The following is a 10397-nucleotide window of genomic DNA, read 5'->3' as shown; positions in this document are numbered from 1 at the left end:
GTCGACTACAAGGAGTTCTTGGACCACGACATGGAGAAGGACGACGCCGTCCGCCGGTCGCGCGAGGCGACCGAGGGCGTCGCGGAGGCGATGCACTGGCTCCGCGAGGACGTCGACGGCGTCATCTACGTGCTCGACTCGACGTCGGACCCGTTCACCCAGGTGAACACGATGCTGATCGGGATCATCGAGTCGCAGGACCTCCCCGCGCTCATTCTCGCGAACAAGACTGACCTGCCGGGATCGGACGTCCAGCAGATCGCGAACGCCTTCCCGCAACACGAGACGATTCCGCTGTCGGCGTTGGAGGGCGACAACATGGACGAAGTGTACACCAAGATCGCGGAGTACTTCGGCTAATGGCCGGCCCGAAAGCCAACGTCAACGCCGCCGACGATCCCGACGACTCCGACGACGGCGTCCGGATCGACATGATAAGCGGCGCGCGGATGGAGGGGCTCACGAGCATGGAGAAGATCCGGCTCATCCTCGACGGCGTCCGCGAGGGAAACATCGTCATCCTCGAAGAGGGGCTCTCCCCCGACGAGGAGTCGAAGCTCATCGAGGTGACGATGACCGAGATCAGCCCCGACGACTTCACCGGCATCGAGATAGAGACGTACCCCAAGGCCGAGGCGGGCGACCAGAGCTTCCTCGACAAGCTGATGGGCCGCGAGTCGACCCAGAAGCTCACGGTGATCGGCCCGGCGAACAGAATCGAGACCCTCCACAAAGACGAGAACCTCATCAGCACGCTCGTCTCTCGCAAGTAGATGCCCCACCAGTGTACCTCCTGCGGCCGGACGTTCCCCGACGGCTCCAAGGAGATGCTGTCCGGGTGCCCCGACTGCGGCGGGAACAAGTTCCAGTTCAAGCCCGCGAACGCGACGGAGAACGCCGGCCCCGCCGCCGAAGCGGACGAGGCGTCCGACTCCGCCGCCGGAGCGGACGGGACGCCCGACTCCGACTCGGGGCCGTCCGACGGAACGCGGCCGACCGCGGACGGGGAGGTTGCGTCGGCGTCCGACGAGGGCGCCGCCGCTCGGGGCCCCGACAACGCCGCAGACGCGACGCCGGACGACCGGGCCGATCCGATGCCGGACGACGCCGTGGCGGGCGCCGAATCAACGACCGGGTCCGACGGTACGGAACAGATCGCTGACCGGAGTGACGAGGACATGGCACAGGCGAGCGCGCGATCCGAAGTGGTGTCCCCGGACGAGCTTGACCGCGCGAGCCGCGATGTCGACTCCGCCGAGACCTCGGAGCCGACCGACGAGGAGTCCAAGCCCGGCATCGACGCGCTCCGCGACGAGCTCAACGACCAGTTTGAGAGCATCCGGATCGTCAGCCCCGGCCAGTACGAGCTCAACCTGATGGAGCTGTACGACAGACAGGAGTACATCATCTCGCTTCAAGAGGACGGCCGGTACGTCATCGAAATGCCCGACGCGTGGGGCATCCAGGACGAGTGACGCCCGCTCCGGCCCGCACCGCTCCGGCCCGCTCCGGCCCGCACCGCTCCGGTCCCCGGTCTACCCCCGTGACGCGAGCGCGGCGCCGCTTTTGCCCGCCGCGCCCGCTCCCGCCGACATCGGTGATCGCTCGTTCCGTTTCCACCGCCGCACGGCCGCCGATTCGTGCGATTCGGCGATTCGGGCGACCCTTGTCGAAGAAGATACTGTTATCCGGCTTCCTCCGCTACGGAGTCGCATGTTTACCGATCGCTCCCGCCGACCGACCCGGAATTCCGGCGTCGGCTCGGCACCCGCCGTCCCGCTCGCCCGCCGCCGACCGCTCGCCGGAGACCGACCCTCTCGGACCCGCGACGGGGTAGCCGCATGCGCGTAGTCGCGAAGTTCGGGGGAACGAGCCTCGGCAGCGGCGACCGGATCGAGCGCGCGGCCGACTCGGTCGCGAGCGCGGTCGCGGCCGGCCACGAGATAGCGGTCGTCGCGAGCGCGATGGGGTCGACCACCGACGACCTCCTCGACGACATCACCTTCGAGACGGACGACGCCGACCGCGCGGAGATCGTCTCGATGGGCGAACGCACCAGCGTCCGCATGCTGAAGGCCGCGCTGTCCGTCCGCGACGTCGACGCCGTCTTCCTCGAACCCGGCCACCCGGATTGGCCGGTCGTCACCAACGAACTCGGCGAGGTCGACGTGGCGGAGACGAAGCGGCGGGCGGAGGAGATCGCGGCCGATATGGACGGCGTCGTCCCGATCATCACCGGGTTCCTCGCCGAGGACCACGAGGGCAACGTCACCACGCTCGGGCGCGGCGGCTCGGACACCACCGCCGTCATGCTCGGCAACTACATAGACGCCGACGAGGTCGTGATCGTCACCGACGTGGAGGGCGTGATGACCGGCGACCCCCGCGTCGTCGAGGGCGCGCGCAACGTGGGCGAGATCACCGTCGACGAGCTGCGCAACCTCTCTTTCCGCGGCGCCGAGGTCGTCGCGCCGTCTGCGCTCTCGTACAAGGACGAGGGGCTCGCGGTTCGGGTCGTCCACTACCAGCACGGTGACCTGCTCCGCGGCGGAACGCGGATCGAAGGCGAGTTCGAGAGCCTGATCGACATGCGCGAGGAGCCGCTCGCGTGTCTCACCATCGCGGGGCGAGCCATCCGCAACCGCCCGGGGATCCTCTCGGAGCTGTCGAACGCGCTGCGCGCCGAGGAGGTCAACATCGACGCGGTCGCGTCCGGCATGGACTCGGTCACCTTCTACGTCGATGTCGACATCGCCGAGACCGCCGAGGCGCTGCTCCACGAGGCGGTCGTCACCGACGAGGCGCTCTCCTCCGTCACCGTCGCCGACCCCATCGCCGTGATCCGCGTCACGGGCGGCGAGCTCCCCAACCAGTCGGGGGTCATTCAGGACATCATCGCGCCCATCGCGGACGCCGGAATCAACATCATCGACCTGATCACGAGCGCCACCTCCGTCGCGGTGTTCGTCGACTGGGACGACCGAGAGGAGGCCCTCGAAATCGTCCAAGAGCGCTTTGACTAAGCCTCGCGGGGATCGACGACCGCGACTCTGACCGGATCGGTGGCTCCGACCCTGACCGGATCGACGACCGCAACCCTGACCGGATGGGCGGCTGCGATCCTGATCGGATCGGCGACCGCGACCCTGACCGGATGGGCGGCCGCGGCCCTGACCGGACGACAAACCCCGAAGCGTCCGCCTCAGCCGCTTTCCGCCGGATCGAACCGGTACCTCGTCGTCGCCGTGCCGTCGATCCGCGGCCCGGATCCCGCCGCCTCGAAGCCGAACGCCTCGACCACTTCCGGACCGATCCCGTCGGCGGGGACGATGACTTCGACCGACATTCCCTCTCGTTTCGCGAAGCCGACCGGCTCCTCGAACAGCCGCTCGACCGCGGCCGCGGTGCCCTCGAAGTTCGTCACGTGAACCGTCCCGTCACGCACGTCGAACGCGACGAATCCGGCGACTGCGTCGACCGGGGTGTCGTCACCGCCGTCACCGTCGCCGCTCGGCTCCGACGGCGAGGGCGCTCCCCCCGATTCCGACCCGGCGTCGTCTGTCACCGCGACGCGAACCGACCGGTCGTGGATCATGTTCCGAGCGACGCCGCGGGGTCGGCCCGTCATCGACCCGACGGCCGCGGCGTCGGCCTCGACCGCGTCACGAACTCGCATACGTCAGTACTCTCGGCCGACGGCATAAAATCGCCGCACGGTTGGCGTCGACCGGATGATTTTAACGACGGGCGGACGGATTGTCTCGCATGTCCAAATCGACCCAGATCGTGGTTGGCACGGTCGGCGTCTCGGCCGTCCTCTCGGTGCTCATCATCCTCTCGTACGTCCTCGGCTGATGTTCTCGCCCCGGGCGCTCGACGACGATATTGAAGCGGTCCGCGATCAATACGCACCGGGATCGCCGGTCCTCGACGTCGAGTCCGACTTCGAGACCCTCCCGCCGGCCGCCGCGGAGGACCTCGGCCTCTTTGTCGACGCGCTCGACCCCGCGTCGTACCCCGCCGAGTGGCTTCCCGAGGCGGTCCCGGACCTGCTCGGCAAGCACGCTGGCCCGGCGTTCACCGTCGGACTCCCCGGCGACGGGACCGTCGTCCGGACCGCACAGACCGATCCGCCCGCGGTCCTCGTCAAGCGACGTGCGGAGGGGACGCCCGAAGACTTCCTTGCCTTCCTCGTCGCCGAGCGGCTAGTCCAGATCGACTGCGACCCGGCTCCGGGCGCAGTGAGCGGCGGAGACTCGACCGGGCTCCCCGAGACGTTCCTCCCCTTCTTCGGCGAGCGCTACCGCGACCTCGACGCGGCGATCCGCCGCCCCGACCCGGAGACGGGCGCGTCGACGACGGGATTCGGACCGGCGGACGTGTTCCAGGTCGCGAACGCGCTGTTCGACGCGTGGGTCGGCCTCCACACCCGCGACACGCTCGCGTCGTGGGAGTCGGAGCACCCCCGGCTGTACGACGCGTGGGTCGACGCCGGCAAGCGGCTCTCCGGCCGGCTCGGTGAGCTCTCCGGCGAGGTCGCGCGCGGCGACACGGAGTTCCCGAGCGCGACGGAGTACGCCTGCTCGGCGGTCAAACACGACCTCGACCTCCCGGCGCCGTACGCCGCCCTCGACACGACCGCCTACCGGGACCGCGGGGCCGCCTACGCCGTGGCGTGGACAGAGAAGACGTTCGCGGCGCTTCTCGACGAGAGCTGACGCTTCCTCGCGGCGGCAGACCGCCGCTCAGACGTCTACGACGACGTTCCCGTCCCCGTCGAGGTCGATGACACCGTCGAACAGGTCGCGGAACCGGTCGAGCGTCGCGACCTCGTGGACCTCTTCGGAGAGGTGGAAGATACCGACCGCGTCGTGCTCGTCGAGGAGGTCGAGGATCTCGCTCGCGGCGTCGTACACCGCGTCGTCGTCGGCGTAGTAGGCCATCTCGGTGAGCGAGTCGACCGAGACGCGCCGCTTCCCCTCGTTCTCGGTGAGGAACCGCTCGACGCGGTCGACGACGCCGTCGAGGTCGTCCGGCGCGGAGACGTAGTAGACGTCGTCGGCGGTCCGTCGCGAGTAGCCGCGCTCGACGGAGAGCGTGTCGAGGATCGTCGCCTTCGTCTCGTCGACGTCGTAGTACTCCAGTTTCTGTTCGACCTCGCGGGCGGTCGTCCGGGTCGAGACGACGAGGAACGCGTCGGTGTCGGTCTTCAGGAAATCGGTGTCGATCCGGTCCGTCTCGCCGATGCTCGGGTGGACGAGCAGGAGTCCCGTGCCACCCGGTATCGCTTCCGGTCCGTTCTCGATCGCGAGCGAGTAGTCCATGGGATCGGCAATCACGCGACCGACTTAACGGTGCGGTCGACGGGCTAATAATTAAGTCAAATAGAATACACCTGTGGTTGAGAAAATGAGCGATACGTCTTCTGGGACATACGACGCTGTCATCGTCGGCGGATTCTCCGGCGTCGTCACCACGATACTCGCCGTCCGTGAACTCTAGGACGTTGATCTGTAAGTCGACCCGCTGGATCCGGACGGGTTGGGTGGCCTCAGCATCACCGGATACTTTTCGATTCGCACTACGCTCACGTTCTCGACGGGGTCGCTACTTCTCCCCCCCGCGTTCATTTTCCTCCGGGCAAACGCCCCCTCGCGGTTGGTCTCTGTGATCGCCGCCGGTTTCGTCGGAACGATTCTCGTTTCGTTCCTCTACCCGACTCGACTGACCAATAGAAGGCCCAACAGCACAGCGACTCAAGATTGGAGGAACTCCGAAAAGAGCATCCGACAGGCGAAACTGGCGCCCTCAACTACTCGAAAATCGAATCCAGTGACGAAAACACGAAATTACTGAATCGAATGGAACTAGACAGAGTCCGTCGGGAGTAGCAGAACTACCAAAATCTACGGCTCATTCCGTTTCAAGTGAGTGGCCTCCTGAAACTGATCTCGTCGCTCGTTCTCCCGATCCTGTTCCTCGTAATTGATTCGTACGTACTCTGCGTCTCCACCGCATTCGCCCCCTTCGTTTCATCTGGAGATCGCCGTCACGGACCGATGAGTTGTGACAAGTCTCGATCCTGCGTTCAAACGCTTCGGTCGGTTTTTTTGCCCCGCCCGTCGTCGGTGCGTTCGATGCCCGGGCACGACTCCGCGCGCGACATCTACCGGCAGGCGGTCCCGGTGATAACCGTCAGCCTGATCGCCGGGCTGTTCGCGGGGACGATACTCGCCTCCGACGCCATGCGCGCGAACATCGCGGAGGTCCCCGGGCTCCTCCTGTTGCTCCCGGCGTTCCTCGCCACCCGCGGGGGAGTGTACGGCTCGCTCGGCGCCCGGCTCTCGACCGGGCTCCACCAGGGGATCATCGAACCGCGGTTTCAACCCGACCGGCGACTCACGAACGCGGTCGTTGCCTCCTTCCTGAACGGAATGACCGTCTCCGTGTTCATCGCGGTCGTCACCTACGCGACGCTCGTCTTGTTCGGTGACGGCGGGAGCCTCTTCCAGCTGGTCGGCGTGATGGTCGTCGCCGGCTTCCTCTCGGCGGTGCTGATGATCACGGTGCTCATCGCGGTCATCTTCCTCGGCTACCGCCGCGGGCTCGACCCAGACAACGTCATCGGACCGGTGGTCACCACGCTCGGCGACGTGTTCGGGGTGTTCTTCCTCTTGATCGGCGTCGCCGCCGTGGGGGCGCTGTCGTGACCGACCCCGAGTCCACCGCGGTCGACGAGTGGTCGGTCCGACGGATCGTCCGGACGATGATCCCCCTGCTCGCCGCGCTGTCGGTGCTTCAGCTCGTCTCGGGGACGGTACTGGAGACGTACGAGGCGGTACTGCTCAGGTACCCGGCCCTGCTAGTCCTCGTTCCCGTCCAGATCGGGACGGCCGGCAACCTCGCGTCGATCACCTGCTCGCGGCTCACGACCCAGCTGTACCTCGGGACCTACGAGCTCAGCCCGTCGAACCCGGCCCTCCGGGCGAACGCGGGCGCGGTGTTCGGGCTCGCGGCGACCGTCTTCGGTGCCGTGGGAGTCGCCGCGTGGGCGATCGGGCTCGCGCTCGGCGGGTCGCTCGCGCTCGGCCGGGTGCTGCTGATCTCGTTGGTCTCCGGGCTGTGCCTCGCGGTCCTCGTCGTCGTCGCCAGCGTCGCCGCCGTCGAGGTGTCCTACCGCGTCGGGCTCAATCCGGACGACACGACGATCCCCGTGGTGACGAACCTCTGTGACATCGCCGGCGTGCTGATCCTCTTCGCGGTCGTCTCGGTCGTGCTGTGAGGCCGGAGCGAGCGGCACAGCGCGACCGCGGCGCCGTGACCGCGACAGCGCGCCACGCCCCTCTCAGAACACGCTGTCGGCGGTCGCCGCGCCGACGACGCTGAACATCGCGCCGACGGCGACGGCCTTCGCCGTCGTCGCCACCACCGCGCCGTCGCCGATCCCACCCTCGACGAGGAACGTCTGCGGGGCGTCGAAGATCAGCGCGAGCAGGAGCACGGACCCGAACGCCACCGTCATCAGCGAGACGAAGCGGGTCGGGATCCCGACGAAGTCCGGCTCCTCGTCGACGTCGCGTCCGGTGTCGGCCCGGTACAGCGCGGCGTACCCGATCAGTCCGACGAGCGCGGCGGTCACACCGGCTTGGACCCAGTTCATCCCCGCGGCGAGCTCCCAGACCTCCGCGGTGACGACGAACGGCCCCGCGAGCAGGAAGCCGCCGACCGACTGCTGGGCGATGTCGGCCACCCGGAAGTTCGGTCGGCGGAGCGCTCGCGGTCGCTTCATACCCACCGGCGGGAGCGGAGCCGGTAAAACACCGCCGTTTTTCACCGCTCTCCCCGTTCGGCCGGTATGAGCGTCCGCGAGGAGTTCGACGAGTGGGCGGCGAGCGGGAAGGACCGCGGGATGGAGGACCGCCACTGGCACACCGCGAAACACGTGTTGGCCCGCATGCCGGCCGAGGCGGGCGACGCCGTCCTCGATCTGGGGACCGGCTCCGGCTACGCGCTCCGCGCGCTCCGCGAGCGGGGGATCGACCGCGGCTACGGCCTCGACGGCGCCCCGGAGATGGCCAGCAACGCCCGCGAGTACACCGACGACGACGCGGTCGGCTTCCTCGTCGGCGACTTCGACGAACTCCCCTTCGCCGACGACTCCTTCGACCACGTCTTCTCGATGGAGGCGTTCTACTACGCGGCCGACCCGGTCCACACCCTCGAAGAGGTCCGGCGCGTGCTGAAGCCCGGCGGTACGTTCTACTGCGCGGTCAACTACTTCGCGGAGAGCGAGACCACCCACGCGTGGCAGGAGAACATCTCGGTCGACATGACGCTGTGGTCGCGCGAGGAGTACCGCGAGGCGTTCCGCGAGGCCGGGCTGTACGTCGCCGAGCAGGACGCGATTCCCGACCGCGAGACCGAGATTCCCGACGCCTCCGCGTTCCCGACCGAGGGGTACGAGACGCGCGAGGCGATGATCGATCGGTATCGGACCTGGGGGACGCTGCTGACCGTCGGCGTGGCTCCCTGACTCGGTCCGTCGGGATTCGACCTCCCGTGGCGGCCGGTGCGAGACGAACAGTTGATCTCCCAACCGTTTTACCGAGTCCCACAGTCGTCTCCCTCAATGGACGTCCGCCGTGCCCTCCTCGGCCGTCCCGACGGTCGCTTCCGTATCGCCGGCACCGTCGGTCTCGTGTTCGTCTTTGCGTTCGTCCTCTACGCCGCCTACTGGCGGTCGAACGCGGCGTACGGTGCGAGTACGGAGGTGACCACCCAACTCGGTGCCATCCGCGCGGTCGCCCCGGAGATCAGCGACATCGGTCACTCGCGTGCCACCGCCGTCCTCTACCTGCCCGCCGCGGCGATCGCTATCCTCGTTCAGTATCACGGTGGTGCCGCCATCTACACGCTCGCAGCGGGGCCGCCATCCCGGTCGCGTCGGCTCTCGCGCGTGCGGCGTTCAGCCCCTTGCCGGACGTACTGGAGATGGAGGTCCTCGGCGTCACGCTTCCGACTCACCTCCGGCTCGGCCTCGCGGTCGGCGCCTTCGCCGTCGTCGTCGGTTCTGCCCTCCGTCGATTGAGTCCCCCGAGCGAGCGTTCAGCGTCGGAACGCTTCTTCGGCTCGTCGGGGGAGCGGCACAGAGCGGTTGTCGTCATCGCTGTCGCCGCCGTTCTCTCGGTCCCGTCCACGTTCTGGTTATATGCCTCCTATCCGACCTACCAGCCGTTCGGGTACGCCGTGTCCGGGGCTCCGATCGCGGCGCTCGTCTACTGGTACCGGGGCGGGATCGCACTCGCGTGGCCCGGTGACGCCGCGGCCGTCTTGGGACACGCAACCGCGATCGCGTTTATCGCCGATTCGCTCGACTACGTCCTCGATCCGGCCTTCTTCGTTCCCGCGCTCGCCGTTGCGACCGCGCTCGGGTCGCTCGGCGCGGGCGTCGCCGTCGGCTTTCGAGGACTGTACGTGGTCGTCAGCCGCCGGGACGCTGTAGGGTCGGGATCGCACTGGGGGTAGGTCGCGAGACGGCGCCCTTGGTCTGCCCCCGGCCGCCAGCGGTTCGCGCGCGCAACTCGCGGCCTTCGCTTCGCTCCGGCCGCTCACCGACACGCGCCGCCGCGCGTTCTTCCGCTATGTTCGGCCCGTTCCGACGGTTTAAATCGAGGCGGGGCCCAGACTCCGGTAATGGAACCGAGTTCGCTCTCCGGGCTCCCCGCGGGCGTCGGCGAGGCGCTCGAAGCGGAGGGCGTCGCGGAGCTGTATCCGCCGCAGGAAGCGGCGGTCGAGGCGGGCGTCACCGACGGCGAGAGCCTCGTCGCGGCGGTCCCGACCGCGTCCGGCAAGACGCTGATCGCCGAGCTGGCGATGCTCTCCTCCGTCGAGCGCGGCGGCAAGGCGCTGTACATCGTCCCGCTGCGCGCGCTCGCCAGCGAGAAGAAGGCCGAGTTCGAGCGCTGGGAAGAGTTCGATGTGACGGTCGGCGTCTCCACCGGCAACTACGACTCCGACGGCGAGTGGCTCGCCAGCCGCGACATCATCGTCGCCACCTCGGAGAAGGTCGACTCGCTCGTCCGCAACGGCGCGCCGTGGATCGACGACCTCACCTGCGTCGTCAGCGACGAGGTCCACCTCGTCGACGACTCCCACCGCGGCCCCACCCTCGAAGTGACCCTCGCGAAGCTCCGCAAGGTGAACCCCGGCCTCCAGACGGTCGCGCTCTCGGCGACCGTCGGCAACGCCGACGTCATCGCGGACTGGCTCGACGCCGAACTCGTCGAGTCCGACTGGCGACCGATCGAGCTCCACACCGGCGTCCACTTCGGCAACGCGATCAACTTCGACGACGGGAGCCAGCGCGAGGTCCCAGTCGAGCGCGGCGAGGACCAGAC

General features: G+C 68.1%; 13 protein-coding genes and 1 pseudogene. 11 read left to right on the top strand and 3 right to left on the bottom strand.

What is annotated here, in order from left to right; genetic code table 11:
* The 4 genes and pseudogenes from B9G38_RS11630 to B9G38_RS11615 form a co-directional block, all read left to right on the top strand.
* Nucleotides 1–360 (top strand): annotated as a pseudogene (locus tag B9G38_RS11630) (GTP-binding protein); the annotation flags it as partial.
* A complete protein-coding gene (locus B9G38_RS11625) occupies nt 360–773 on the top strand; it encodes a DUF2073 domain-containing protein (protein ID WP_049931967.1) in 414 nt (137 codons plus the stop codon). The pseudogene B9G38_RS11630 and the gene B9G38_RS11625, both read left to right, overlap by 1 nt.
* The gene (locus tag B9G38_RS11620; protein WP_086220474.1) at nt 774–1475 is read left to right on the top strand and encodes a Zn-ribbon containing protein; all 702 of its coding nucleotides are present in this window, start codon (nt 774–776) and stop codon (nt 1473–1475) included.
* A gap of 366 nt (nt 1476–1841) precedes the next feature.
* The gene (locus B9G38_RS11615) at nt 1842–3023 is read left to right on the top strand and encodes an aspartate kinase (protein ID WP_049931970.1); all 1182 of its coding nucleotides are present in this window, start codon (nt 1842–1844) and stop codon (nt 3021–3023) included.
* Nucleotides 3024–3202: 179 nt separating this feature from the next.
* Here B9G38_RS11615 and B9G38_RS11610 read toward each other — a convergent pair whose 3' ends face one another.
* On the bottom strand, nt 3203–3676 hold the full coding sequence (locus B9G38_RS11610; RefSeq protein ID WP_086220473.1) for a hypothetical protein: 474 nt from the start codon (nt 3674–3676) through the stop codon (nt 3203–3205).
* Nucleotides 3677–3854: 178 nt separating this feature from the next.
* Here B9G38_RS11610 and B9G38_RS11605 point away from each other — a divergent pair, with 178 nt between their 5' ends.
* Nucleotides 3855–4718, top strand: coding sequence for a hypothetical protein (locus B9G38_RS11605; RefSeq protein ID WP_086220472.1), 864 nt, complete (start codon nt 3855–3857; stop codon nt 4716–4718).
* Between the two features lie 27 nt (nt 4719–4745).
* On the opposite strand, the gene B9G38_RS11600 is transcribed toward B9G38_RS11605, so the two are convergent.
* Nucleotides 4746–5324, bottom strand: coding sequence for a hypothetical protein (locus tag B9G38_RS11600; protein ID WP_049931973.1), 579 nt, complete (start codon nt 5322–5324; stop codon nt 4746–4748).
* Nucleotides 5325–6137: 813 nt separating this feature from the next.
* On the opposite strand from B9G38_RS11600, the gene B9G38_RS11595 reads away from it, so the two are divergent.
* Nucleotides 6138–6710, top strand: a complete 573-nt coding sequence (locus tag B9G38_RS11595) for a magnesium transporter (RefSeq protein WP_086220471.1) — start codon at nt 6138–6140, stop codon at nt 6708–6710.
* Entirely contained in the window at nt 6707–7282 is a 576-nt protein-coding gene (locus tag B9G38_RS11590; RefSeq protein ID WP_086216141.1) for a magnesium transporter, read from the top strand. Before B9G38_RS11595 ends, B9G38_RS11590 begins: the two co-directional genes overlap by 4 nt.
* Before the next feature lie 63 nt (nt 7283–7345).
* On the opposite strand, the gene B9G38_RS11585 is transcribed toward B9G38_RS11590, so the two are convergent.
* Nucleotides 7346–7789 (bottom strand): hypothetical protein, encoded by a 444-nt coding sequence (locus B9G38_RS11585; protein ID WP_049931978.1) that lies wholly within the window; start codon nt 7787–7789, stop codon nt 7346–7348.
* Nucleotides 7790–7855: 66 nt separating this feature from the next.
* Here B9G38_RS11585 and B9G38_RS11580 point away from each other — a divergent pair, with 66 nt between their 5' ends.
* The 4 genes from B9G38_RS11580 to B9G38_RS11570 form a co-directional block, all read left to right on the top strand.
* Nucleotides 7856–8533 (top strand): class I SAM-dependent methyltransferase, encoded by a 678-nt coding sequence (locus B9G38_RS11580; RefSeq protein WP_086220470.1) that lies wholly within the window; start codon nt 7856–7858, stop codon nt 8531–8533.
* 96 nt (nt 8534–8629) lie between these two features.
* Entirely contained in the window at nt 8630–9088 is a 459-nt protein-coding gene (locus B9G38_RS18565; RefSeq protein ID WP_233127202.1) for a hypothetical protein, read from the top strand.
* A gap of 158 nt (nt 9089–9246) precedes the next feature.
* Nucleotides 9247–9525, top strand: coding sequence for a hypothetical protein (locus B9G38_RS18560; RefSeq protein WP_233127201.1), 279 nt, complete (start codon nt 9247–9249; stop codon nt 9523–9525).
* Nucleotides 9526–9693: 168 nt separating this feature from the next.
* Nucleotides 9694–10397: DEAD/DEAH box helicase (locus B9G38_RS11570; protein ID WP_143415426.1), on the top strand; the 704-nt coding region annotated here is incomplete at its 3' end.

This window comes from Halorubrum sp. SD612, from assembly GCF_002135005.1.
The sequence above is the reverse complement of the archived record's forward strand: the minus strand, read 5'-3'. Positions and strand labels throughout refer to the sequence as shown.

What these genes read in the sequence shown, in the direction of transcription:
- B9G38_RS11625 (WP_049931967.1), top strand. Translation starts at nt 360, where the DNA reads ATGGCCGGCCCGAAAGCCAACGTCAACGCCGCCGACGATCCCGACGAC.
- B9G38_RS11620 (WP_086220474.1), top strand. Translation starts at nt 774, where the DNA reads ATGCCCCACCAGTGTACCTCCTGCGGCCGGACGTTCCCCGACGGCTCC.
- B9G38_RS11615 (WP_049931970.1), top strand. Translation starts at nt 1,842, where the DNA reads ATGCGCGTAGTCGCGAAGTTCGGGGGAACGAGCCTCGGCAGCGGCGAC.
- B9G38_RS11610 (WP_086220473.1), bottom strand. Translation starts at nt 3,676, where the DNA reads ATGCGAGTTCGTGACGCGGTCGAGGCCGACGCCGCGGCCGTCGGGTCG.
- B9G38_RS11605 (WP_086220472.1), top strand. Translation starts at nt 3,855, where the DNA reads ATGTTCTCGCCCCGGGCGCTCGACGACGATATTGAAGCGGTCCGCGAT.
- B9G38_RS11600 (WP_049931973.1), bottom strand. Translation starts at nt 5,324, where the DNA reads ATGGACTACTCGCTCGCGATCGAGAACGGACCGGAAGCGATACCGGGT.
- B9G38_RS11595 (WP_086220471.1), top strand. Translation starts at nt 6,138, where the DNA reads ATGCCCGGGCACGACTCCGCGCGCGACATCTACCGGCAGGCGGTCCCG.
- B9G38_RS11585 (WP_049931978.1), bottom strand. Translation starts at nt 7,789, where the DNA reads ATGAAGCGACCGCGAGCGCTCCGCCGACCGAACTTCCGGGTGGCCGAC.
- B9G38_RS11580 (WP_086220470.1), top strand. Translation starts at nt 7,856, where the DNA reads ATGAGCGTCCGCGAGGAGTTCGACGAGTGGGCGGCGAGCGGGAAGGAC.
- B9G38_RS18565 (WP_233127202.1), top strand. Translation starts at nt 8,630, where the DNA reads ATGGACGTCCGCCGTGCCCTCCTCGGCCGTCCCGACGGTCGCTTCCGT.